At 75.7% G+C, this 23,584-nt stretch carries 25 protein-coding genes; 17 read left to right on the forward strand and 8 right to left on the reverse strand.

Annotated elements, in window-relative coordinates; genetic code table 11:
- Positions 1-62 precede the first annotated feature (62 nt).
- Positions 63-1,109: an alcohol dehydrogenase catalytic domain-containing protein gene (locus KPL60_RS00690; RefSeq protein WP_226355057.1), complete on the forward strand. Its 1,047-nt coding sequence runs from the start codon at positions 63-65 to the stop codon at positions 1,107-1,109.
- 46 nt (positions 1,110-1,155) lie between these two features.
- Here the strand turns inward: KPL60_RS00690 and KPL60_RS00695 are convergent, their stop codons facing one another.
- Positions 1,156-2,361, reverse strand: coding sequence for an acyl-CoA dehydrogenase family protein (locus KPL60_RS00695; RefSeq protein ID WP_226355056.1), 1,206 nt, complete (start codon positions 2,359-2,361; stop codon positions 1,156-1,158).
- A gap of 17 nt (positions 2,362-2,378) precedes the next feature.
- The gene (locus KPL60_RS00700; protein ID WP_226364552.1) at positions 2,379-2,921 is read right to left on the reverse strand and encodes an ABATE domain-containing protein; all 543 of its coding nucleotides are present in this window, start codon (positions 2,919-2,921) and stop codon (positions 2,379-2,381) included.
- Positions 2,922-3,014: 93 nt separating this feature from the next.
- Here KPL60_RS00700 and KPL60_RS00705 point away from each other — a divergent pair, with 93 nt between their 5' ends.
- From KPL60_RS00705 to KPL60_RS00730, 6 genes are read left to right on the forward strand one after another with little or no spacing between them, the layout of a single operon-like run.
- Positions 3,015-3,716, forward strand: a complete 702-nt coding sequence (locus tag KPL60_RS00705) for a haloacid dehalogenase type II (protein ID WP_226364553.1) — start codon at positions 3,015-3,017, stop codon at positions 3,714-3,716.
- The gene (locus tag KPL60_RS00710; protein WP_226364554.1) at positions 3,710-4,291 is read left to right on the forward strand and encodes a hypothetical protein; all 582 of its coding nucleotides are present in this window, start codon (positions 3,710-3,712) and stop codon (positions 4,289-4,291) included. Before KPL60_RS00705 ends, KPL60_RS00710 begins: the two co-directional genes overlap by 7 nt.
- 39 nt (positions 4,292-4,330) lie before the next feature.
- Positions 4,331-4,921: an NADPH-dependent FMN reductase gene (locus KPL60_RS00715; RefSeq protein ID WP_226364555.1), complete on the forward strand. Its 591-nt coding sequence runs from the start codon at positions 4,331-4,333 to the stop codon at positions 4,919-4,921.
- Positions 4,918-5,493: a TetR/AcrR family transcriptional regulator gene (locus KPL60_RS00720; RefSeq protein ID WP_226364556.1), complete on the forward strand. Its 576-nt coding sequence runs from the start codon at positions 4,918-4,920 to the stop codon at positions 5,491-5,493. Before KPL60_RS00715 ends, KPL60_RS00720 begins: the two co-directional genes overlap by 4 nt.
- A gap of 20 nt (positions 5,494-5,513) precedes the next feature.
- The gene (locus KPL60_RS00725) at positions 5,514-6,167 is read left to right on the forward strand and encodes a HEAT repeat domain-containing protein (protein ID WP_226355051.1); all 654 of its coding nucleotides are present in this window, start codon (positions 5,514-5,516) and stop codon (positions 6,165-6,167) included.
- Positions 6,161-7,180, forward strand: a complete 1,020-nt coding sequence (locus KPL60_RS00730) for a MerR family transcriptional regulator (RefSeq protein ID WP_226364557.1) — start codon at positions 6,161-6,163, stop codon at positions 7,178-7,180. Before KPL60_RS00725 ends, KPL60_RS00730 begins: the two co-directional genes overlap by 7 nt.
- A gap of 14 nt (positions 7,181-7,194) precedes the next feature.
- Here the strand turns inward: KPL60_RS00730 and KPL60_RS00735 are convergent, their stop codons facing one another.
- Positions 7,195-8,442 (reverse strand): FAD-dependent monooxygenase, encoded by a 1,248-nt coding sequence (locus KPL60_RS00735; protein ID WP_226364558.1) that lies wholly within the window; start codon positions 8,440-8,442, stop codon positions 7,195-7,197.
- A gap of 91 nt (positions 8,443-8,533) precedes the next feature.
- On the opposite strand from KPL60_RS00735, the gene KPL60_RS00740 reads away from it, so the two are divergent.
- The 3 genes from KPL60_RS00740 to KPL60_RS00750 all read left to right on the forward strand — a co-directional run bounded on the left by KPL60_RS00740 (position 8,534) and on the right by KPL60_RS00750 (position 11,243).
- Positions 8,534-9,160 (forward strand): TetR/AcrR family transcriptional regulator, encoded by a 627-nt coding sequence (locus tag KPL60_RS00740; RefSeq protein ID WP_226364559.1) that lies wholly within the window; start codon positions 8,534-8,536, stop codon positions 9,158-9,160.
- A 74-nt stretch (positions 9,161-9,234) separates the two neighbouring features.
- The gene (locus KPL60_RS00745; protein ID WP_226364560.1) at positions 9,235-10,110 is read left to right on the forward strand and encodes a CHASE3 domain-containing protein; all 876 of its coding nucleotides are present in this window, start codon (positions 9,235-9,237) and stop codon (positions 10,108-10,110) included.
- A 44-nt stretch (positions 10,111-10,154) separates the two neighbouring features.
- Entirely contained in the window at positions 10,155-11,243 is a 1,089-nt protein-coding gene (locus tag KPL60_RS00750) for an alpha/beta hydrolase fold domain-containing protein (protein WP_226364561.1), read from the forward strand.
- Between the two features lie 10 nt (positions 11,244-11,253).
- Here the strand turns inward: KPL60_RS00750 and KPL60_RS00755 are convergent, their stop codons facing one another.
- Positions 11,254-11,535, reverse strand: coding sequence for a hypothetical protein (locus KPL60_RS00755; RefSeq protein WP_226364562.1), 282 nt, complete (start codon positions 11,533-11,535; stop codon positions 11,254-11,256).
- A gap of 95 nt (positions 11,536-11,630) precedes the next feature.
- Here KPL60_RS00755 and KPL60_RS00760 point away from each other — a divergent pair, with 95 nt between their 5' ends.
- On the forward strand, positions 11,631-12,302 hold the full coding sequence (locus KPL60_RS00760) for a response regulator transcription factor (protein WP_226364563.1): 672 nt from the start codon (positions 11,631-11,633) through the stop codon (positions 12,300-12,302).
- Positions 12,299-13,690, forward strand: coding sequence for a HAMP domain-containing sensor histidine kinase (locus KPL60_RS34400; RefSeq protein ID WP_226364564.1), 1,392 nt, complete (start codon positions 12,299-12,301; stop codon positions 13,688-13,690). The genes KPL60_RS00760 and KPL60_RS34400 overlap by 4 nt, the downstream gene beginning before the upstream one ends.
- 10 nt (positions 13,691-13,700) lie before the next feature.
- Here KPL60_RS34400 and KPL60_RS00770 read toward each other — a convergent pair whose 3' ends face one another.
- Positions 13,701-14,639, reverse strand: a complete 939-nt coding sequence (locus KPL60_RS00770) for a TAXI family TRAP transporter solute-binding subunit (protein ID WP_226364565.1) — start codon at positions 14,637-14,639, stop codon at positions 13,701-13,703.
- Between the two features lie 129 nt (positions 14,640-14,768).
- Between KPL60_RS00770 and dctA the strand changes: the two genes are divergently transcribed.
- A complete protein-coding gene (gene dctA, locus KPL60_RS00775; protein WP_226364566.1) occupies positions 14,769-16,259 on the forward strand; it encodes a C4-dicarboxylate transporter DctA in 1,491 nt (496 codons plus the stop codon).
- Between the two features lie 39 nt (positions 16,260-16,298).
- Here dctA and KPL60_RS00780 read toward each other — a convergent pair whose 3' ends face one another.
- Both KPL60_RS00780 and KPL60_RS34405 read right to left on the reverse strand, forming a co-directional pair.
- Positions 16,299-17,549 (reverse strand): sorbosone dehydrogenase family protein, encoded by a 1,251-nt coding sequence (locus KPL60_RS00780; RefSeq protein ID WP_226364567.1) that lies wholly within the window; start codon positions 17,547-17,549, stop codon positions 16,299-16,301.
- Between the two features lie 55 nt (positions 17,550-17,604).
- Positions 17,605-18,849, reverse strand: coding sequence for a cytochrome P450 (locus KPL60_RS34405; RefSeq protein ID WP_226364568.1), 1,245 nt, complete (start codon positions 18,847-18,849; stop codon positions 17,605-17,607).
- Positions 18,850-18,943: 94 nt separating this feature from the next.
- Between KPL60_RS34405 and KPL60_RS00790 the strand changes: the two genes are divergently transcribed.
- The 4 genes from KPL60_RS00790 (at position 18,944) to KPL60_RS00805 (ending at position 22,204) form a co-directional block, all read left to right on the forward strand.
- Positions 18,944-19,459, forward strand: coding sequence for a hypothetical protein (locus KPL60_RS00790; RefSeq protein WP_226355038.1), 516 nt, complete (start codon positions 18,944-18,946; stop codon positions 19,457-19,459).
- A 67-nt stretch (positions 19,460-19,526) separates the two neighbouring features.
- The gene (locus tag KPL60_RS00795; RefSeq protein WP_226364569.1) at positions 19,527-20,372 is read left to right on the forward strand and encodes a DUF4097 family beta strand repeat-containing protein; all 846 of its coding nucleotides are present in this window, start codon (positions 19,527-19,529) and stop codon (positions 20,370-20,372) included.
- A 51-nt stretch (positions 20,373-20,423) separates the two neighbouring features.
- Positions 20,424-21,374, forward strand: a complete 951-nt coding sequence (locus tag KPL60_RS00800) for an ABC transporter ATP-binding protein (protein ID WP_226364570.1) — start codon at positions 20,424-20,426, stop codon at positions 21,372-21,374.
- Complete coding sequence (locus KPL60_RS00805; protein WP_226355035.1) at positions 21,371-22,204, forward strand: ABC transporter permease; 834 nt, start codon at positions 21,371-21,373, stop codon at positions 22,202-22,204. Before KPL60_RS00800 ends, KPL60_RS00805 begins: the two co-directional genes overlap by 4 nt.
- Before the next feature lie 4 nt (positions 22,205-22,208).
- Here KPL60_RS00805 and KPL60_RS00810 read toward each other — a convergent pair whose 3' ends face one another.
- A complete protein-coding gene (locus tag KPL60_RS00810; protein WP_226364571.1) occupies positions 22,209-23,486 on the reverse strand; it encodes a cytochrome P450 in 1,278 nt (425 codons plus the stop codon).
- Positions 23,487-23,584: the final 98 nt, after the last annotated feature.

A 23,584-nucleotide genomic window follows, 5' to 3' on the forward strand; every position in this document is an offset into this window, starting at 1 on the left:
CCCGCATTAGCGTCGGGCCCGCCGACGCTCTCGGCACCCCCTGCGACCAACGGAGTGAGCAGATGAAGGCACTCGTCTACCACGGACCGGACGCCAAGGCCTGGGAGGAGGTCCCGGACCCGACGATCCAGGACCCCACCGACGTGATCGTCAAGGTCGACACCACCACGATCTGCGGCACCGACCTGCACATCCTGCAGGGCGACGTCCCGGCCGTCACCGACGGCCGCATCCTCGGCCACGAGGCCGTCGGCACGATCACCGCCGTCGGTGACGCCGTGTCCGGCTTCGCCGTCGGCGACCGCGTCCTCGTCCCGGCGATCACCAAGTGCGGCCGCTGCGACTACTGCCAGCGCGGCATGCCGTCGCACTGCCAGACCGTCGGCGGGATCGGCTGGATCTTCGGCCACCTCATCGACGGCACCCAGGCCGAGTACGTCCGGGTCCCCTACGCCGACACCTCGCTCTACGCCGTGCCGGAGTCGGTCACCGACGAGCAGGCGATCTTCCTCGCCGACTCGCTGCCGACCGGCTACGAGGTCGGTGTGCTCGCCGGGAACGTACGGCCGGGTGACACCGTCGCCGTCGTCGGCGCGGGTGCGGTCGGCCTCTCGGCGATCCTCACGACCGGCCTGTGGGGCGCGTCGAAGGTCATCGCGATCGACTCCAACAAGTTCCGGCTGGAGAAGGCCATCGAGTTCGGCGCGACCGACAGCGTCGAGGTCGGGCCGGGCACCGTCGCCGACGTGACCGCGCTGACCGACGGGCTCGGCGTGGACGTCGCGATCGAGGCCGTCGGCTACCCGGAGACGCTGCTGACGGCGGCGTCGCTGGTGCGCCCGGGCGGCACGATCGCCAACGTGGGTGTCCACGGCACCCCGGTGGAGCTGCCCATGCAGGACATGTGGATCTCCAACGTCACGCTGACGATGGGCCTGGTCGACACCGTCTCCATCCCGACGCTGCTCAAGATGGTCGCCGGCGGGCGGATCCCGGCGGAGAAGATGGGCACCCACTCGTTCACCTTCGACCAGATGGACGAGGCCTACGACGTGTTCAAGAACGCCGCGGCCAACCAGGCGCTCAAGGTGGTCATCACCCCGGCCTGACGTCCGCTCCGGGGCCCCGCCCGCGCCGGGGCCTCGTGCGGGGCCGTCAGGAGAACGCGTTCAGCCCGGTCACCGCCCGCCCGACGATCAGCGACTGCACCGTGTCGGTGCCCTCGTAGGTGTAGACGGCCTCCATGTCGGCGTGGTGCCGGGCGACGTGGTGGTCGAGCAGGATCCCGTTGCCGCCCAGGATGTCGCGCGCCATCGCGCAGACCCGCCGCGCGCCCGAGGCGGTCTGCAGCTTCGCCAGCGCCGCGTGCTCGATCCCGACCCGGCCCTGGTCCTGCAGCTGGGCCATCCGCAGGCAGGTCAGCTGCATCCCGGTGATGTCGGACAGCATGTGCGAGAGCTTGTCCTGGACGAGCTGGAACCCGGCTATGGGGCGCCCGAACTGCTCGCGCTCGCGGGCGTAGGCCAGTGCGTACTCGTAGGCGCCGATCGCGTGGCCGAGCCCCTCCCAGGCGATGGCCTGGCGGCTCTTGGTGAGCGCCTTGTTGGTGTCGGCGAAGGTCCGGGCGCCGGCCAGCCGGTCGTCGGCCGGGATCCGGACGCCGTCGAGGTGGATGTCGGCCTGCCAGAGCGCCCGGTTGCTGGTCTTCCCGGTGATCACCGACGCGTGGTAGCCGGGCAGCTCGCCCTCGCTGCGGTCGACGACGAACCCGCCGACGTTCCCCTCCTCGTCGCGCGCCCAGACGATGACGACGTCGCCCATCGTGCCGTTGCCGATCCAGCGCTTGCGGCCGTCGAGGACCCACTCGTCGCCGTCGCGGCGGGCGGCGGTGGCGAGCCGGACGACGTCCGAGCCGTGGTCGGGCTCGGTGAGGGCGAACCCGCCGAGCAGCTCGCAGCGGGCCATCCGGGGCAGCCAGCGCTCCTTCTGATCCTCCGAGCCGAGCATGTCGATCGCCGACATGACCAGGCCGCCGTGGATGGAGTTGAACGTGGAGAAGCTGCCGTCGCCGCGGGCCAGCTCGGTGGTCACCAGTCCCTCGGCGACGGCGCTCATCCCGGGACAGCCGTGGCCCCGCACCGAACCGCCCGCGACCTCCAGCGCGGCGTAGGGCTCGATCAGCTCGCGCGGGAACTCCGCGGCCTCCCAGTAGTGGTTGGCCACCGGGACCAGGCGCTCGTCGACGAAGGTGCGCACCCGGTCGCGGATCGCGCGCTCGTCGTCGGTCAGCCAGTCCTCCGTGGAGAAGAAGTCGGTGCCCTGGGCCCGGGCCAGATCAGAGCTCGGCTCGACGGTCGTCATCGGATCACCCTGGCAGCTCAGCCGGTGATCGTCCTCCTGCGAGCGCGGTAGGCGGCCGCCTTCACCCGGTTCCCGCACTCGTCCATGCCGCACCAGGTGCGCCGCGCGCCGCGGGAGCGGTCGAGGTAGAGCCGGGTGCAGGCGGGCCGGCCGCACTCCTTCACCGGTGTGTCCCGGTCGGCGAGGACGGCGACGGCGTCGCGCGCCAGCTCCGCGAGGACGGCGTCGGCGTCGCCGGTGCGGCGGGTGCCGTGGTCGTCGAGCTGCACGGTCAGGCCGGGACCGCGGGCCGTGCCGTTGACGACTGCCAGCGCGGCGGGGTCGAACGCCCGCCCGGCCAGCCGGTCGGTCGCGAGCCGGTGGACCGCCTCCCGCAGGTCCCGCGCGCACCCGAGGACCTCCGGGGTCACGGTCACGCCGTCCGGGAGGTCGGCGCAGGCGTCGAGCCAGCGGGCGAGGTCGGCGGGCCCGGTGAGCAGCTCGGTCGGGTCGGTGCGCCGCCAGGTGACGGTGCCGACCAGGTCGAGCGCGGCACTGCCGCTCACGAACGCGAAACCCACGTCACCATCTTGACCGGTGACGCATCGGTCCCGCAAACTGCGTCACCAGTCGAACCGGTGACGCCGTCGCCGGACGATCCCGGGGAGCCGCTGATGACGATCGACGTCGTCGTGTTCGACGTGCTGGGCACGCTGGTCGACGAGCCGTCCGGCCTGCGCGACGCGGTCGCCGCGGCCGTGCCCGGCATGGACCAGGACACCGCCGCGGACCTGGCCCGGCTGTGGCAGGCGCACGTCGCGGGCGAGCAGGAGCGCATCGTCGGGGGCGGGCGGGCGTTCGTGCCCGGCCACGTGCTGGACGCCGAGGCCGCGGCCGTCGTCGCGCGGGCCGCCGGGGTCGACGACCCGGACGTCGTCGCGACCCTCGGCGACGCCGGGACCCGGCTGCCGGCGTGGCCGGACTCGGCCGACGGCCTGGCCCGGCTCGCCCGAGCGTTCCCGGTGGTCGGCCTGTCGAACGCGAGCCGCACGACGCTGCTGCGCCTCGCCGCCGGCGCCGGGCTGCGCTGGCACCAGGCACTCTCGGCGCAGGACGCGCGCACCTACAAGCCCGCGCCGGCGGTCTACCGGCTCGCGGTCGACCTCGCCGGGGCCCCACCCGGGCGGACCCTGCTCGTCGCGGCGCACGCGTGGGATCTTCGGGGTGCGGCGGCGGCCGGGATGCGCACCGCGTACCTGCCCCGCCCCGGCGGGGACCCGCCCGCCGACGACGACTGCGTCGACCTGCACGTGACCGACATGGCCGAGCTCGCCGCGACGCTCGCCACCAGCCGACCGGGAGCCCACCCGTGCTGATCACCTTCTCCTTCACCCGGCTCGCCGTACAGGTGCGGCGCTGGTTCGAGATCGGGCCGGACGCCACGACCGAACGCGGCGCCCGGGTGGAGCTGCTCCTGCTCGACCCGCAGCCGCACCGCGGCAGCGAGTCCGCGGCGCAGCGGCTGGTCGTGGACACGCCGTTCTGGCGGGCCGACCTGTTCGACCGCACCGATCGGCCCGGCGCGTGGGCCGCAGCCCACGTGCACCCCCACTTCGACGGCGTCGAGCCCAGCGACCGGGTCTTCTCCCCCGGGCTGACCGCGGACCCGTGGGGCTGGCTCACCGAGCAGCTCTCCCACCCCGGGGAGCGACTGCGCGACGCCGGCCTGGACCCCGCCGTCGCCGGCGACGACCTCGACGACCTGCGCACGGAGGTGCCGCACATCGTCGGGGCCGCCCGCCGGTTCGGCCCGGAGCAGCCGATGACCCGTGACGACGACTTCCACCTCACCCGCGACGCCGCCGAGCGGGTCCGGCGGATGCTCACGCTGATCCCGCCCGGCGTCGGCTACGACCGCGAGCACCTGCGGCCATGGCTGGAGCAGCACTGACTCTCGACCGACCGACGGTCGGTCGGCTACGCTTTCGGCATGAGCGACTCGACGTCCCCCGCGACCGACGGGTTCACCGCCGGGGTGCTGGTGGGCAGCATCCGGCGCGACTCGGTCAGCCGGAAGGTGGCGACGGCGATGGCCGGGCTGGTCCCCGCCGGTCTCACCCTGCGCCCGCTGCGCATCGACGACCTGCCGCTCTACGACGAGGACCTCGACGACGGCCCGCCGCCCGCGCCGTGGGCCCGCTTCCGGGCCGAGGTCCGCGCGGTGGACGCGATACTGTTCGTCACCCCGGAGTACAACCGGTCGGTGCCCGCGCCGCTGAAGAACGCCGTCGACGTCGGGTCGGCCCCACACGGGCGGAACGTGTTCGCCGGGCGCCCCGCCGGGATCGTCAGCCTGTCCCCGGGGCGCATGGGCGCGTTCGGCGCCAACCACCACCTACGGCAGTCGCTGGTGTTCCTGGACATGCCGACCATGCAGCAGCCGGAGGCCTACCTGGGCGGCAGCGACGAGATGCTCGGCACGGACGGGACGCTGCGGTCCGACGCGGTGCGGGAGCTGCTGACCGGGTTCCTCACCGCCTTCGACGTCTGGGTCGCCGGCCACGTCGCGGTACCCGCGTGAGCCGGACCCTTCCGGCGTCGCAGCGGCGGGCGGCGCTGCTCGACGCCACGCACGAGCTGGTCGTCGAGCACGGCGTGGGCGGCACGAGCATCGACCGCGTCGCCGCCCGCGCCGGTGTCTCCAAGGGCGCGGTCTACCACCACTTCGCCTCGAAGGACGAGCTGGTCGCAGCCCTGGAGCAGCGGTTCACCGACGGGATCCTGGGCCGGGCCAGGGCCGCCGCCGACGCGGCGCCGGAGGGCGCACCGCCCGGGGAGGTGCTCGCGGCGTGGACCGCGGGCGTCGTGCACGGCTACCTCGACGACCTGGCCCTGCACGACGCGCTGTTCCACGGCAGGCCCGTCACGGGCCGGGAGGCGCTCTCGGACAACGTGCTGGTCACCGACCTGCGGGCGTTCCTGCTCGACCGCGGTGCCCGGGAGGCGGACCTGGTCGCCGGGTTCGTCGTCGGCGGCATCACCACCGCCGTGGACCGCGCCGTCCTCGCCGGGCGCAGCGAGCCCCGCGATCCGGTGGTCGCCGTCGCCGTCGCGTGCGCCCGCGGCGCGGCGGGCTTGACCCTGACACCGTGACAGGCGCTGGGGTGGCGGTCATGACACCACCGGACATCACCGCGTCCCTGTCCGCCACCGACCCGTCGGTCCGGCTGCGGGCCGCGCTCGCCGCCGGGTCGGCCGCCGACCCGGCCCTGCTCGACGCCCTGGTGGTGCGCTGCGGCGAGGAGCCGGACTTCTTCGTCCGCGACATGCTGTCCTGGGCGCTGACCCGGCTCCCCGCCGCGACCGTGCTGCCCCGGCTGTACGTCGAGCTGGACTCGCCGCGGCCGCGGGCCAGGGCCCAGGCGCTGCACACCCTGTCCAAGATCGCCGACCCGGCGAGCGCGGCCCGGGTCACCCCCGCCCTGCTGCGCGACCCCGACGACGAGGTCGCCCGCACCGCGTGGCGCACCGCCGTCGTGCTCGTCCCCGCCGACGGCCGGCCCGCGCTCGCCGCGGAGCTGGGCCGGCAGCTGGGCCGGGGCGACCGGGCGGTGCGGCTGAGCCTGTCCCGGGCGCTGACCGACCTGGGCGAGGCGGCCGACGCCGTCCTGGCCCGGGCCGCGGCCGCCCCGGACCCGGCGGTCGCGACGCACGCACGGGCCACCCTGCTCCTGCGCGCCGACCCCGACGCGGGGTTCGACGACGCCGTGGAACAGGCCCGCCGGGTGGTCGCGCTCGGCCCGGGACACGAGGTGGCGTCGTGCTGATCGGGGAGGTCGCCCGCCGCAGCGGGGTGAGCGTGCGGATGCTGCGCCACTACGACGCCGTCGGCCTGCTCCGGCCGACCGGACGCACCGTCGGCGGCTACCGGGAGTACTCCCCCGCCGACGTCCGCAGGCTCTTCCACGTGGAGGGTCTGCGGACGCTCGGGCTCTCGCTGGCCCAGGTCCGCGACGCCCTGAGCGACCCGGGGTTCGACCCGTCCGCGCTGGTCACGGACCTGGTCCGGGCCACCGAGGAGCGCCTGGAACGGGACCGGGAGCTGCTCGCCCGGCTGCGCACCGTCGACGCCGCCGGGCCGGGGACGTGGGCGGAGGTCGCCGACGTCGTCGGGCTGCTGCGGGAGCTCGCCTCGGCCACGGCGGGGCGCCGCCAGCAGGCCGCGCTGGCCGCGGGCGACGGGCCCGCGCTGCCCGCGGAGGTGCTGGCCCGCACGCTGCTCGCCGAGACCGACCCGCACGCCGCGGGCGCGCTGCGCTGGGCCCTGCGCCGGGCCGTGGCCCGCGCGGGCGACCCGGACGGGGCGGCCGTGGCCGCGCTCGCGGCGGGTCTGCGCTCGGGCGATCCCGGGGTCCGGCGGAGGGCGGCCGACGCGCTGGCCGACGCCGCACCGTCCCCGGCGGCGCACGCGGCGCTCGTCGACGCCCTCGCCGACCCGGACCCGGTGGTGCGTCGCCGCGTCGCGACGGCCGTCGGGCGGGCCGGCGGCGTCGGAGCCGTCCCGGAGCTGGTGGCGATGGTGCGCGCGGGCGTCGACGACGTCGAGGCCGCGGAGATCCTCGCGTTGCTGTCGCACGAGGACCCGGCGACCACCGGGCACGTTCTCGCTGCGCTGACCCGCGACCTGGACGGCACCGACCCCGCGACCCGGATCCGGGTCGCACAGGCTCTGGTCGAGCTGCCCGGCCCCGGCCCGCAGGACGTGCTCCGCCGGCTCGCCGACGACACCGACCGGACCGTCGCGCTCGTCGCGGGGGCCTTCGCGGAACGCCGGGTCTGAGCGCACCCCACACGTCACCCGGCGTGGCGGGACCGGCCGCGCACGGACGGCCCGGCACCCGTGGCGGCGTCGTCGTGGCCGCGACCGCCGGCGAGGAACGCGACGAGCGGCAGGAGGACGCGGGCCTGCACGATCCGCATCAGCAGGGCGTTGGCCCGGATGCCCCACCGGGTCCTCGGCGCCACCATGCGGACGCGCCCGGGGAGGAGCTTCTGCGCGGCGGTCGCGCGGGGCCGCATCGCGGCCTCGAACGTCGAGAAGGCCGCCCGGATCCGTTCCGCGGTCGGCTCCGCGGACACCGCATGCCCCCGCAGCGCCGCGGCGAGCTCCGCCGCTCCGCACAGACCGAGCGCGGTGCCGAGTCCGCTCAGCGGGCTCGCGCACCAGGCGGCGTCGCCCACGAGCACGACCCGCCCGTCGGACCAGGATCCGTCGACGTGGATCTGGTCGTAGGTGTCGAGTGCGAGGTCCGGGGCGGTGCGTGCGGCGGCGAGGAACTCCGCGGCCCGCCACCCAGCGCCCCCGAAGGCGTCCTCCAGCGTGGCGAGCCGCGCGTCCCGGTCGCGGGGGACGGCCGAGGCCGCGAACGTCATCCCGACCTCCTGCTGCCCCGCGTGCCCGGGCCGCGCGGTCAGCCCGCGGCACCCGGGCTCGTTGTAGGACAGCGCCCACCCGTCGAGCGGCGGCGTGCCGGGCCCCTCCTCCAGCGTGAACCAGGCGTGGGCCAGGCCCAGCGGCCGCCGGTACGCCTGCTCCGGGCCGAAGCGCAGGGACCGGATCCGGGAGTGCGACCCGTCCGCCCCGGCGACGATGTCGAACACCTCCGCGGAGCCGGAGCGGAACCGCACCTCCACACCGTCCGCGGTATCGGTGAGCTGCTCGACGGTGTCGGCGAACCGGTGCTCGACGCCCGCGTCACGGGCCGCCGCGTGGAGCACGCGGGCGAGGTCGGACCGGAGGAGCTCCTCGGTCGAGATGAGCCCGTTGCCGCCGAAGGCCTCGACCGGCATCGCGGCCGTCCGGCTGCCGTCGGCCCTGATCCACGCGATTCCCCGCTGCGGCACGAGGTGCCCGAGCACCTCGTCGATCAGCCCGAGGTCGACCAGGACCTGGCGGGAGTCCCCGCGCAGGTCGACCGTCTGACCACCGGTACGGAGCGCCGGCGCGATCTCGACCACGGTGACGCGCCATCCGTCCCGGGCCAGGGTGACGGCCAGGGTCTCGCCGGCGATCCCGGCCCCGACGACGAGTGCGTGTGCCATCCGCGTTCTCCCCACTCATGCAACTCCGACTGCGTTAACGGTAGACCGACAACGCCTGCAAACGCAATCGGCGATGCATTACTGTGGCCGCATGCCCGAGACGACCGGATCGATACGCCCGGGTGGACGCACCGCGCGGACCCGGGAGGCCGTCCTCGCCGCCGTCCGCGAGACGCTCGCCGACCCGGACGCGGAGCTCACCGTCCCCGCGGTCGCCGAGCGCGCCGGGGTGCACCCCACCACCGTCTACCGGCGATGGCGGACCATCGAGTCGCTGCTGCTCGACGCCGTGGTCGGTGACGTGCAGACGTCGTCCCCGGTCCCGGCGAGCGGCGACCTGCACGCCGACCTCACCGACTACGTCGGCCGCCTCCTGACCAGCCTGCGCGGCCCGCGCGCACTCGGGATGCTCCGTGCGCTGATCGCCGCCTCCCGCGCCTCGACGGACCCGCAGGAGGTCATGACGATCATGCAGCCGCGCGTCGACGACTTCCGCGCGATGCTGGAGGCCGCCGGCGTGACGGGCGTGGGCGGACTGCAGCTCGTCGAGCTCGTGATCTACCCCGCGTACGTGTGGGCGCAGCTCGGCGCCCCCCTCGACCCCGCGACCGACACCGGGCGCCTGGTCGACGCCGCCCTGGCCGTCGTCCGGGCGTCGTCGACGCCCGACACGGCCGAACGGTCCGCGGGAGCGGTCGACGACCGGCACCCGGGATAGCGGAGTCGGCCACCCCCGGCGGCCGCCGCCACTCGGACGGGCCGGCCGGCATCACCCGTCCGTAGACTCCCGCCGTGGCCAGGAGCCTTCGCGACACCCTGAGCGCTCCGGCGCGACCCGTCCTGCGGTACTGGAACAACCTCCCCATGCGCGTGCAGGGGCGCATCACGATCGGCCTGCCGCTCGTCGCGGTGCTGATCTCGGCCGGGCTGGCCCTGACCGGGAACCTGCAGCGCGTCGACATCGAGACCGACATCCAGCGCAAGTTCGAGATGACCGGCTCGCTCGGCGAGCTCACCACGCTCATGGTCGACGCCGAGACCGGTGTGCGCGGCTACCAGCTCACCGGGCGCACGGAGTACCTGGAGCCCTTCACCGACGCGTCGGCGGAGCTCCCGACGGTGCTGGGACGGCTGGAGTCGCTGGCCGCGGCGGAGCCCGGGGAGAAGCCGCGCACGGACAAGCTGGCCCGGATCGCCGAGCTGCAGGACCTGACGTCGAAGCAGATGATCGACCTGGCCCGGCAGCGCGACGTCGTCGCCGCGGGCGGGGACACCGACGGCGAGATCCGGCAGGACCTCGCCTACGGCAAGAACCTCATGGACGGCATCCGCAGCCGCGTCGACCAGATGCGGACCGGCGAGCGGGAGCTGCTCGACGACCGCATCGACGAGATCAACCAGATCCGCCTCCGCGACTACCTGTCGGTCGGCATCGCGCTCGCGGTCGCCGTGCTGACCCGGTTCCTCGCCTGGTTCCTGCACCGCAACGGCATCCTGCGCCGGGTGGACCGGCTCGCCGACACCGTGCGCGTCATCCGCGAGGGCGGCCCGGTGCCCGAGCCGCCGCCGGTGAAGCGGGACCGGATGGGCGAGCTCGAACGGGAGGTCCACCTGCTCGAACCGGCGGTCCCGGCGCGGCGCGACGACGCCGTTGACGGACGCGTGTGACGCGGGACACGATCGGGCGCCCACCCGCTGCCCGAGGAGCCCGCATGAGCACCGACGCCTCCGTATCCACCCGCGCACCCGGCAGGCTCGGGGACCCGGCGACGACGATCGGCGACGACCCGCGGGCCGACCCGCGGATGGTCGCGGTGCTGGAGGGCTTCGGCCTGACCGGGCACGCCGACGACGCCCCGCTCGACCGCACCGCGGGCCGCCCGGCGCTGCTCGGCTTCGTCGACGCCGCCGAGGAGGGCTTCGAGGGCCTGTTCGCCGCGCTCGCCACGGGCTGGACCCCGCTGGCCGGGGTCGACCGCACGACCCGGACCGTCCCGGGCGCCGACGGGCACCCGATCACCCTGTACGTGCACCGCCCCACCGGCGTCGACGGGCCGCTGCCGGTGATCTACCAGGTCCACGGCGGCGGGATGGTCATGCTGGCCGCCGAGGGACCGCTCTACGTGCGCTGGCGCGACGAGCTGGCCGCCGAGGGCGCCGTCGTCGTGGGGGTCGAGTACCGCAACGGCGGCGGGCGGCTCGGGCCGCACCCGTTCCCGGCGGGCCTGGACGACTGCGTCACCGGCCTGCACTGGGTGCACGAGCACCTCGCCGAGCTGGGCGGCACGCACGTCGTCGTCACCGGGGACTCCGGCGGGGCGAACCTCGCGCTCGGGCTGGCGATCCGGGCCGGGCGCGACGGCTGGTCCGGGCGGATCGCCGGGGTCTACGCCCAGTGCCCCTACGTGCTGGGGTCCTGGGACCGGCCGCCCGCGGACCTGGCGTCGCTGTGGGAGAACGACCGCTACTGGCTCAACCGGGAGCTGTTCCCGCTGCTCGCCGAGGTCTACGACCCCGGCTCCGCGCACGCCGACGACCCGACCTGCTGGGCCGCGGCCGCAGGCCCCGAGGACCTGCAGGGGCTCCCGCCGCACGTGATCGCGTGCGCGGAGCTGGACCCGCTGCGCGACGAGGGGCTCGCCCACCACCGTCGGCTGCTCGCCGCCGGGGTGCCGTCGGTCGGGCTCGTGTACCCGGGGCTCTGCCACGTCGGCATGATCCTGTTCCGCGACGCGATGCCCGACGTCTACGCGCACGCCGTGCGCGACGTCGTCGGCTTCGCCCGGTCGGTGCGCGGCTGAGCCCGCCGGGTCAGGACACGGCGGGCGGGCCGGCGGGCGGGGCCGGGTCGTCGCCGGTGTCCGGGCGCACCCGGCGGCGGCACCCCAGCACGACCAGGTGTGCGTCGAGCACCCGGGCGAGCAGGACCCGGTCGGCCCGGGCACCCGCCGCCGGGTCGGTCAGCATGTCGGCGACGTCGTGCTCGGTGCCGGTCCCGCCGAGACCCGCGTAGCGGACCCAGACGTCGTAGGCGGACAGCCCGGACAGCGCCGCCCCGGCCGGGAGCGACACCGTCACGGGTTCCTCGGGCACGACCATCCGCGCCGCCTACCCGACTCCGGGCGGTTCAGACCTCCGGGCACCCTTTCTGCGCGTTTTGTCTGCCTTGTCGGACTATCCTGGGCCTCGTGCGCATCCTGGTGGTCGAGGACGACGACCGCGTGGCCCGCGGCCTCGTGCGCGCCCTGCTGCGCGCGGGCTACCGGGTCGTGCGCGCCGCCGACGTCGCCGAGGCGTACGAGGCCATCGCCGAGCAGGTCCCCGACCTGGCCCTGGTCGACATGGGGCTGCCAGACGGGCACGGCTCCGCCGTCGTGCGACGGCTGCGCGACCACCCGGCGACCGGGGTCCTGATCGTCACCGCGCAGGACGGCGAGACCGACCGGGTCGTCGGGCTGCGCGCCGGCGCCGACGACTACGTCGTGAAGCCGTTCAGCCTCGCCGAGCTGCTCGCCCGGATCGAGGCGGTCAGCCGGCGGACCCGCGCCCTGCGCGAGGCACCGGCGCCGGTGGTGCACCGGCGGGGGTCGCTCGAGCTCGACACGACCGCCCGGACCCTGTCCGACACCGACGACGGCTGGTCGGTCGCCCTCACCGCGACCGAGTCGGCCGTCCTGGCGCTGCTGCTCACCCACGACGGCCCGGTCGAGCGCGGCGTCATCCTCGACCGGGTGTGGTCGGCCCCGTCCGAGGCGCGCTCACGCACCCTGGACACCCACATGGCGACGCTGCGCGGGAAGGTCGAGGGGCACCTGCGGATCCGTACCCTGCGCGGGGTCGGCTACCAGGCCGGGCCGTGAGGCGACGGCTCGTCGTCGCGGTCACCCCGCTGCTGGTCCTGCTGCTGCTCGGGGTGCTGGTGCCGACGGCGGCGACGGTCGCCGAGCGGCACACCGCCACGCTGGTCTCGGACCGGCTCGCCGACGCGTCGCGGTTCTCGGTGCTGGCGCTGACCGCGTTGACCGGCGGCACCGCACTGGAGGCCGACCTGGCTCGGCTGCGTGCCGAGCTCGACGAGTACGCCGACCTGTACGACACCGGCGTCTGGTTCCTCGACCGCGAGCAGCACGTCCTGCACGCGACCGGGCCCGGGCACGCGGGCAGCCCGCCGGACGCGGCGCTGCCCCGGCTCACCGGTGCGATGGCCGGGCGGCTGCCGCCGCTGGAGCGCACCGTATGGCCGTGGGACACCGCCGACGAGATCGTCGTGACGCCGGTCGGGCGGGACTCACAGGTCGTCGCGGCGCTGGTGTTCGCGGTGCCGACCGACACCGTCCGCGGGGAGATCCTGCGCGACTGGGCCCTGCTCGGCGGGCTGTTCGCCCTGGTCGCGGCCCTGGTGATCGGGGCGGTCGGCCCGATGACGCGGTGGATCCTGCGGCCGGTCACCGACCTGGAGCGCAGCGCCGCCGCCGTCCGCGCCGGTGACCTCGGTGCCCGGGCCGCCCCGGCCGGCGGCCCGCCGGAGCTGCGTCACCTCGCCGCCGGGTTCAACGACATGGTCGAGGCCGTGCACCGCACCATCGAGCGCCAGCAGCGCTTCGTCGCCGACGCCGCGCACCAGCTGCGCAACCCGATCGCCTCGGCCCGGCTGTCGGTGGAGAACCTCGCCCCGCACCTGTCCGAGCGCGACCCGGACGCCCGCGCGACCTACGACGACGCCGTCGACGACCTGGACCGGATGAGCTCGGTCGTCGACGGGATGCTCGCCGCGACCGCACTGCGGGACCGCCCGGCGGGCACCGCGACCGTCGCCGGGGCGCTCGGGCGGCGCGCCGAGATCTGGCGGGGCGTGGCCGACGACGCCGGGCTGGCCTTCACCGCCGAGCTGGCCGACACCGCCACCACGGTGCGCGAACCCACCGGCGGGCTCGCCGCCGCCGTCGACGAGCTGGTCGCGAACGCCTGCCGGCTCTCGGCCGGGCGCACCCTCACCGTGCGCGGGGCCGCGGCCCCGGACGGCGGCTACCGCCTCGCCGTCGCCGACGACGGCCGCGGGCTCGACCCCGCCGGGCGGCGGCGGGCCACCGAGCGCTTCTGGCGCTCGCCGCGGGACCAGAACGTGCCGGGCACCGGTCTGGGGCTGGCGATCGTCGCGCAGGTGCTCGACGACGCCGGCGGCACGCTGTCGCTCGACGCCACCCCGGGCGGCGGCCTCACCGCGGTCGTCACCGTGGCACCGGGGTAGCGCACGGAGGTCAGGGCTTGTGGCCGCGGAACCAGCGGCGCGCGGCCGGGTGCAGCGGGACCGGCGTCGTCGCCGCGCCGGTGCGCGGGTTGATCTGGCCCGCCTCCAGCCGGACCCGGGACAGCTCGTCGGAGTGGACGAACAGCTGGTCGGTGAGCCAGTGCGCGAGGGCGTCGTCCATCGACGGCGACACCGCGAGCAGCGTCGGGACGGCCGGGGCGGGCGCGGCCTCCAGCGGCGGGTACATCGTCGCGGGCACCACGACCGGCACGTACTCCAGCGGGTGCCGCGCGATCAGCGCCTCCACCTGCGCGGTCAGGTCCAGCAGCCGGACCCCGCCGGAGGAGGCCAGCTCGGTGACCGCGGGCGTCGGCATGCCGGTGAGGCTCAGGACGCCGTCGACCTCCCCCGCCCGGAACGCCCGCACCGAGTCGGCCTGGGTGTGGCTGCGCAGCGTCGCCCGGACCCCGGCGACCTCCAGCAGCCGCTCGGTGACGAACCGGGTCCCGGAGCGCGGCGCACCGCAGGCGAGGGTCAGGCCGTCGAGGTCGCGGGCGTCGCGGGCCGGGCTCGCGGCGGGCACGAGCGCGTGGAGCACCGAGTCGAACACCCGGGCCAGCGCGACGACCGGCTCCGGGTGGGCGAGCGCGACGTCGACGTTGACGAACGCCAGCTCGGCCCGCCCGGAGGTCAGCAGCGCGACGTTCTCCGGGGCCGAGTCGGTGTGCACGACCTCGACGACCTCGCGGCCCCACTCGCGGTCCAGCAGCCCGGCCAGCGCGGCGCCGATCTCGCGGTAGACCGCCCCCTCCGGGCCCGTGGCCAGCCGGAACGGCGACGGCGGGCGGGGTGGCGGCGCCGCGCAGCCGGTCAGCGCACCACCGGCGAGCAGGGTCCCGGCGAGCAGTCCGCCGCCGCGCAGCACGTCGCGGCGCGACCATCCGGCCATGTCCGCATCCTACGTTTTCGTCCGGTATGCCGGTAATCCCAAGAACAGCCCAAGATTCCGGCCGTCCGGCCCCGCGCGACGCCCCGCCCGACCACTCTCCGTCCAGCATCGTCACGCGAGGGAGCGAGCATGAGCAGTCCAACGGCGGACGCCGTCCCGGCCGCACCACGGCCCCGGACGAGGACCCCGATCTACAAGCACCTCTACGTCTGGGTGCTCGCCGGCATCGCCGCGGGGATCCTCGTCGGCCTGCTGCTGCCCGAGGTGGGCGCGCAGATGCAGTGGCTCGCCACGCTGTTCATCAGCCTGGTGAAGGTCGTGATCGCGCCGGTCATCTTCGCGACCGTGGTGGTCGGGATCGCCGGTCTCGGCAACCTCGCCAAGGTCGGCGGGCTCGCCGGGCGCACGGTGGTCTACTTCAACGTCACCACCCTGATCGCGCTGGCCCTGGGCCTGCTGACGATCAACGTCATCGCCCCGGGCGTCGGGCTCGGCTACGACCGGGAGAGCTTCGACGGCTCGGCCGCGGACTCCACCATCGAGTCGGCCGGGGCCGCCGCGGGCGGGGGCATCACCGACTTCCTGCTGGCGCTGGTGCCGGACTCGTTCGCCTCGGCCTTCACCGACGGCCAGCTCCTGCAGGTGCTGCTGCTGGCGATCCTGGTCGGCGTCGCGATCACCATGCTCGGCGAGCGGGGCAAGGGCATCACCCGCGCCCTGGACTCGTTCGCCCAGGTCATGTTCGGCGTGATCAAGCTGGTCATGTGGGTCGCCCCGCTCGGCGCGTTCGGCGGGATCGCGTTCACCATCGGCCAGCACGGCAGCTCGATCCTGGGCAGCCTGGCCGGGTTCATGCTGACCTTCTGGGCGACCTGCCTGATCTTCATCTTCGTGGTGCTCAGCCCGATCTGCCGGCTCGCCGGGTTCTCGCTGCTCAAGTACCTGCGCTACATCAAGGACGAGCTGCTGATCGTGCTCGGCACGTCGTCGTCGGAGACGGTGCTGCCGCGGATGATGCGCAAGCTGGAGGCGGCCGGCACGCCGAAGCACGTCGTCGGGCTGACCATCCCCACCGGCTACTCGTTCAACCTCGACGGCACCGCGATCTACATGACGATGGGCGCGATGTTCATCGCCCAGGCGTTCGGCGTGGACGTCCCGCTCGCCACCCAGATCGGGATCCTGCTGTTCATGCTGATCTCGTCCAACGGCGCGGCCGGGGTGTCCGGCGCCGGGCTGGTGACCCTCGCCGCGTCGCTGGCGGCGTTCGACCACATCATCCCGCTGGTCGGGCTGGCCCTGATCGTGGGCATCGACCGGTTCATGTCCGAGGGCCGCGCGCTGACCAACCTCACCGGCAACGGCATCGGCACCCTCGTCATCGCCCGCTGGACCGGGGAGCTGGACCGCGACCGGCTGCGGGCCGTGCTCGACGACCCCGGGCAGGTCGACGTCGACCAGCTGATGAGGGCCGAGAACGACGCCGCCGCGGAGCCCGGCACCGACGACGACGCCGCCCGCGCCGTCGAGCGCAAGGCCGCCGTGGCGACCGTCGGGACCGGGGGCGGCGAGGTCGCCACCGGCACCGAGCTGCGGGAACGGACCGACCCCGGGCGCTGACCCGGCACCACCGGCCCGGGCCGGCCCCGCACCGCGGGGTCAGCTCGGGTCGATCCGCAGGATCCGGTCGTCGTCGCCGTTCGAGGTCGTGACCAGCAGCGGACCGCCGGGCACGGCGTACACCCCGCGCAGCCGGCCGGAGTCCCCGTCGAGCGTCGCCGGGATCTCGACGTCGGAGACCGCGCCGTCGGTGCCCTCCGGGCCGACCCGCATCAGCAGCAGCTTCTGCCCGCGCAGCGCGGCGACGGCGAGCATCCCGTTCCGCTGCCCCCACGCGTCGCCGTCGAGGAACGCGGCGCCGGCCAGCGCCTCGGGCGGGCTGCCGGAGGCCCACACGGCGGGGACGGCGTCGGGGAAGCGTTCCCGGTCGGTCATCGGGACCGACTCGTCGTAGGTGGTCACCGTGCCGCCCTGCGAGGGGTCCCAGCCGTAGTTGCCGCCCGGGCGCAGCAGGTTCACCTCGTCGTCGCGGGTGGGGCCGTGCTCGGCGGTGAAGACCCGCCCGGTGCCCGGCTCGACCGCGACGCCCTGCACGTTGCGGTGCCCGGAGGTGTACACGAGCCGCTGGGCCGGGTCGGCGGCGTCGGCGAAGGGGTTGCCGGCCGCGGGCCCGCCGGTGGCCGGGTCGACCCGCAGCGTCTTGCCGCCGAGCGAGGTGAGGTCCTGCGGGGTGGCGGGCATGGCCGCGTCGCCGGTCCCGACGACGAGCGCCCCGGTGTCGTCGACGGCGACCCGGCAGCCCGAGTGCCGTCCGCCCGAGGCGATCGGCAGGCCGCCGACCAGCGGGTCCGCGACCCGGGTCGCGGTGGCCCCGTCCGCGGACAGCGTCCAGGTGACCAGCCGGACGTCGACCGGGTTCCCGTTCTCGGCATGGGTCTGGCAGGTGGTGAACCGGTTCGACGTCGCGAAGTCGGCGTGCACGGCCAGGCCCATCAGCCCGCCCTCGCCGCGGGCGAACACGTCGCCGAGGTCGGCGGCGACCGGGGTGACCGCGGTGCCCGGGTCGAGCGAGGCGAGCAGCGACAGGCGCCCGTCCCGCTCGGTGACCAGCGCGCGCCCGTCGGGCAGCACCCCGACGCTCCAGACGTGGGAGAGCCCGCCCGCGACGACGACCGACGCCAGGTCCCCGGCCGCCGCCGGGGCGTCGGTGGTGGGCGGCGCGGGCGCCGGTCCGGCGGGCGCGGGCGCTGCGGCGCCGCACCCGGCGGCGACCATCAGGGCGACGGCCGCGGCCGCCGTCCCGGCGCGGCGGAGACGGGCGGGGTGCGGGTCACGGGTCACACCGGTCATCCTGGCCGGAGCCGGGCACGACGGCAGCACGGGTGTGGTCGCGCAACACCGGCGGTCAGGGCGCGTCGACCCGCACCTCGAGCGACCCGAGGCGCTCGAACCCCAGGTCCGACGGCCCGTCGGCCGGCGTGGCGAGCCGCAGCGCGGGGAACCGCTCGACCAGCGCGTGCAGCGCCACCTCGATCTCCTGGCGGGCCAGCGCGGCCCCCAGGCAGTAGTGGGCGCCCTGGCCGAACCCGAGGTGCCCCTCGCCACGACCCGGGTCCCGGGTCACGTCGAGCTCGTCGGGCCGGTCGTGCCGGCGCGGGTCGAAGTTCGCGGTGACCAGCCCGGCCGTCACCGACTCCCCCGCCGCGATCCGGGTGTCGCCGACGACGACGTCGGTGCTCACGTACCGGGGCGTGCTCACCGGGACCGCGCCGCAGGTCCGCACGATCTCGTGCACCGCGGTGGGCCACCGCCACGGCTCGGCGCGCAGCGTCGCGAGCTGGTCGGGGCGGGTCAGCAGGGCCAGCGTCGCCCGGGACAGCACGTGCGAGGTCGTCTCGAACCCGGCGACGACCAGGTCGAACAACAGGACGTCCAGCTCGTCGGCGGTGAGCCGGTCGCCGTCGTCGTGCACCGCGACGAGCACGTCGACCAGGTCGTCGCGCGGGTCGGCCCGCCGGGCCGCGACGAGCTCGTGGATCTGCGCGACGACGGCGCGCGCCACGTCGGGCATCCGCTCCGGGTCGGGTGCGACGAGCAGCGCGGCCAGCTCCCGCCAGAGTCCGCGCTGCTCCACCGGGACGCCGACGAGCTCGCAGATCACCGCGATAGGCAGCGCGCGGAACACCGTGGGCAGCAGGTCGACCGGACTGCCGTCGGCACCGGCGGCCGCGACGTCGTCGAGCAGCTCGGCGGTGAGCTGCTCCACGCGCGGGCGCAGCGCGGCGACCCGGCGCACGGTGAACGCCCGCGAGACGAGCCGGCGCAGCCGGGCGTGGTCGGCGCCGTCGCGGACGAGCAGGCCCCGGCCGAGGTGGTCGAGGTCCGGCGGCAGCCCGAGCCCCGTCAGGAGCGCGCCCATGACGTCCCCGGCACCGGGCACCCCGGTGGGGTCGTTGCGGAACCGCGGGTCGAGCAGCAGGGCGTGCACGTCGTCGTGCCGGGTGACGAGCGACGCGGCGCCCATCGGCGACTCCGGCATCGCGACGACGGGCCCCTGTTCGCGCAGGCACCCGAAGGCGGCGACCGGGCAGGTGGTGCGGTCCACGACGTACTCCTTCGACGGCGTCAGCAGGTCCGGTCCATCGGACACCGTGCCGTCGCGGCAGGGTCAAGCCCGCACCGCCGACCGACCTCCGTGGCGCCACACCCTTGACGCTGACGCCATCGTGCGCCACAGTTGCGCCATGGAGTTGGACGGATATGTCGACCGCCTGCGCACCGAGTTCGCCGCACTGGGCGAGGCCGCGGGCGAGGACACGCGGGCGGCCGCGGAACGGCTGCTCACGCCCCTGACGTCGACGACCCGCCTGGTCCTGCTCGAGGCGCTGGCCGCGGCGGCCGACGAGATCACCCTCGAGCTCGCACCGGGGTCGGTGCACGTGCGGCTGCGCGGCAGCGACCCCGAGTTCGTCGTCACCGCGGGGTCGGCCGCACCGTCGGCACCCCCGGCGACGACGGAGGCGCCACCCGTGGCGCCATCGGCGCCGGCGGGCGCCGACGGCGAGTCCGGGCCGGTCGCCCGGATCAACTTCCGGCCGCCGGAGACGCTCAAGACCCGGATCGAGGAGGCCGCCGGGCGGGACGGCCTCAGCGTGAACACCTGGCTGACCCGGGTGGCCGCGGCCGCGCTGGACCGCCCCGCCACCGCGCCCGACCGTCCCGACGCCGCCCGCCGCGGCCGCGTCGGCTGGTTCGGCTGAGCCACCCGACCCCTGCCACCCACCCCTGACTCACGGCGTCACCGCGACGCCGAGGAGGCGATGCCCCGTGCCCACCTACGACACCCCCGAGCCCGTCACCGCGATCGTCGACCTCGCCATCGGCGAGCTGCGGGTGACCGCGTCGGACCGCACCGACACCGTCGTCGAGGTCCGCAGCTCCGACACCGACCGTGCCCACGCCGACCGGGTCCGGGTCGAGCTGACCGGGCGGGAGCTGCGCGTCACCGGCCCGCAGCTCGGGCTGCTGCAGAAGCTCACCCCGCGCACCCCCGGCCGCTCGATCGAGGTCGGGATCGCCCTGCCCGCCGGGTCGGCGCTGACCGCCGCCACCACCTACGGCGGGATCGTCGTCGAGGGCCCGCTCGGGGCCTGCGAGGCCCGCACCCGCTTCGGCGACGTCCGCGTCGACGACGCCGCCTCCGCCGACCTGAGCACCGGCTTCGGCCACGTCCGGATCGGCGGCACCGTCACCGGGGACGCCACGGTCCGCTCCGACCACGGCGGCATGCAGATCCACCGCATCGGCGGCACCGCGACGCTGAGCAGCAAGCACGGCGGCATCCGCGCCGACGAGCTGACCGGCGACGCCGAGCTGACCGGCACGCACGGCCCCATCGACGTCGACGAGCTCGGCGCGGGCGCCCGCGTGCGCACCGCCTACGGCGACGTCCGGCTCGGCCGCGTCCACCGCGGCGAGGTGTCGCTGACCAGCACGCACGGCCGGCTGGAGATCGGCGTCGCGCAGGGCAGCGCCGCCTGGCTCGACCTCGACACCACCGGCCGGGTCGGCAACGACCTCGCACCGCGCGAGGCCCCGGACGGCGACGCCGTCGACACCGTCGCCGTGCACGCCCGGTCCCGCGAGGGCGACATCGTCGTCCGCCGCGCCTGACCCCCGCCGTCCGCGATCCCACCCACGAGCCCGTCCACGAGAGGAACCACCGTGCCCACACCTCCGCCCGCGATCGCCGTCGCCGCCCTGCACAAGTCCTACGGCGACCACGCCGTGCTCCGCGGCATCGACCTCGACGTCCCCGCCGGGACGGTGCTCGCTCTGCTCGGCCCCAACGGGGCCGGCAAGACGACGCTGGTCCGGATCCTGTCCACGCTGCTGCCACCGGACTCCGGACGCATCCGCATCGCCGGGCGCGACCCGGCGACCGACCCCGACGGCGTCCGCGCCGCGATCGGGGTGACCGGCCAGTTCTCGGCCGTCGACGGCCTGCTCACCGGTGTGGAGAACCTGCGGCTGATGGCCGACCTGCACCACCTGCCCCGCGACGCCGGCCGCGCCCGCACCCGGGAGCTGCTCGACCGCTTCGGCCTCGCCGACGCCGCGGACCGGCGCGCGGGGACGTACTCCGGCGGGATGCGGCGCCGCCTCGACCTGGCCATGACCCTCGTCGCCGACCCCGACGTGCTGTTCCTCGACGAGCCGACCACCGGGCTGGACCCGCGCAGCCGCCGCGACCTGTGGGACGCCGTGCGCGACCTCGTCGGCCGCGGCGTGACCGTGCTGCTGACCACCCAGTACCTGGAGGAGGCCGACCAGCTCGCCGACGACGTCGCCGTCCTGGACGGGGGCCGGCTCGTCGCGCGCGGCACCCCGGCGCAGCTCAAGGCCCGGGTCCCCGGCGGGCACGTGCGCCTGCGCTTCGCCGACGACGGCGCCCTCGCCGCCGCCCGCTCCGTGCTGCCCGCGGCGGTGGCCGACCCGGCCGCGGTGACCCTGCAGCTGCCCGCCGTCGGGGCCCGCGACCTGCGGGACCTGCTGGACCGCCTCGCCGGGACCGGGGTGGAGCCCGAGGAGCTGACCACCCACACGCCCGACCTCGACGACGTCTTCCTGGCCCTCACCGGCCACCCGACCACCCCGGAGGTGGCCGCGTCATGAGCGCCCCCGTCACGGACACCGCGCCCCTCGACCGTCCCCGGCTGGTCGCCGACTCGGCGACGATGCTGCGCCGCCGGGTCCGGCACCTGCGCCGCTACCCGTCGCTGACGATCATGCTGATCGGCCAGCCGATCGTGTTCCTGCTGCTGTTCGTGTTCGTCTTCGGCGCCACGATGGGCGCCGGCCTGGCCGGTCCGGGCGGTGACCGCGACGCCTACCTGGCCTTCATCACCCCGGCCGTGCTGCTGATGACCGTCGCGAGCGTCGCGCTCGGCACCGCGATCGGCGTCGCCACCGACATGACCGAGGGGGTCGTCGCCCGGTTCCGGACGATGGCGATCGCCCGGTCCAGCGTGCTCACCGGGCACGTCGGCGGCGCGTTCGTCCAGACCGCGGTCGGCCTGGTGGTGGTGCTCGGCGTGGCGCTGCTGCTCGGGTTCCGCAGCGACGCGGGCCCGCTCGCGTGGCTGGGCGTCGCCGGTCTGCTGGCGCTGCTCACGCTCGCGCTGACCTGGCTCACCGTCGCGTTCGGTCTGGCCGCCCGCAGCGTGGAGACGGCCAGCAACACCCCGATGTTCCTGGTGCTGCTGCCGTTCCTGGGCAGCGGGTTCGTGCCCGTGGACTCGCTGCCGGCCGGGCTGCGCTGGTTCGCCGCCTACCAGCCGTTCACCCCGGTCATCGACACCCTGCGCGGTCTGCTCGGTGCCGGGCCCGGCAGCGGGGCCGGGCTCGGCACCGACGCCGCGCTCGCCGTCGGCTGGTGCGTGGTGATCACCGTCGGGAGCCTGCTGTGGTCGCGCCGGCTCTACGAGACCCGCGCGGCGCGCTGAGCGTCTACTCCGCCGGCGGACGGTCGACGTGGACGGGCAGGGCGGGCAGCCGCTCGAACCCCAGCCGCGACGGGCCGTCCGCCGGTTCGGCGAGCCGGAGCCCCGGGAAGCGCGTGACCAGCGCCGACAGCACGACCTCGACCTCCTGTCGGGCCAGCGCGGCGCCGAGGCAGTAGTGCGCACCGTGCCCGAACCCGAGGTGCCCCTCGCCGCGGCCGGGGTCACGGCGCACGTCCAGCTCGTCGGGCCGGTCGACGACGCGCGGGTCGAAGTTCGCCGGCAGCAGGCCGGGCAGCACCGCGGTCCCGGCGGGCACCGACGTCCCGGCGATCTCCAGGTCCTCGGCCGCGTAGCGCGGGGCACCGGCCGGGATCGGGCCGCAGGTGCGGACCAGCTCGTGCACCGCCGTCGGCCACAGCTGCGGGTCGGCCCGCAGCGCGGCGAGCTCGTCCGGGCGGCTGAGCAGCGCGAGGGTGCCCTTGGCCAGCACGTGCGCGGTCGTCTCGAACCCGGCGACGGTCAGGTTCACCGTCATGTCGACGAGCTCCTGCTCCGAGAGCCGGTCGCCGTCCTCGTCGTGTGCCGCGACCAGCCCGGACAGCAGGTCGTCGGCCGGCTCCCGGCGACGGGCCCCGATCAGGTCCCGGACGTGGGCGACCATCCCCCGGGCGACGTCGGGCATCCGCCCGGGGTCGGGCTGGATCAGCAGCCGGGCGAACTCCCGCCAGCGGTCCCGGTCGGCCTCCGGCACGCCGACGAGCTCGCAGATGACCGCGATCGGCACCGGGTAGGCCAGCGCCTCCACCAGGTCGACCGGGGTGCCGTCGGCACCGGCCGCGGCGACGTCGTCGAGCAGACCGTCCACGATCGCCCCGACCCGGGGGCGCAGCCCGTTCACCCGGCGCACCGTGAACGCGCGCGACACCAGCCGGCGCAGCCGCGCGTGGTCCTCGCCGTCGCGGCCCAGCATCGGACGGCGGAGCAGGTCGAGGTCCTCGGGCAGCCCGATCAGGCCGGTCTGGGCGTTGCGCAGGAAGTTCTCCGCCTCCGGCACCGCGGCGGCGTCGTGCCGGAAGCGGTCGTCGGTGAGCATCGCGCGGACCTCGGCGTGCCGGGTCACCATCAGCCCCTGCTGGGTCGGCCGCCCGGGCACCTCCAGCGGGATCTCGACGGCCGCGGCCACCTCGCGCATCCCCGAGAAGGCGGCGACCGGGTCCGACGGGTCCACGGTGTCCGGCCCGGAGGTCGCCGCAGCCGGGGTGATGGTCGTGTCCTCTGCCATGGGCCCAGTCGACACCGTGCCGTCGCGGCACGGTCAAGCCCTGCGATCGGGCGGGTTCGGTCCCGTTCGTCCCGCTCTCCCCGTAGGCTCCGCGCGTG

Origin of the sequence: Pseudonocardia sp. ICBG162, from assembly GCF_020496225.1 — a bacterium.
GTDB classification, from domain to species: Bacteria; Actinomycetota; Actinomycetes; order Mycobacteriales; family Pseudonocardiaceae; genus Pseudonocardia; species Pseudonocardia alni.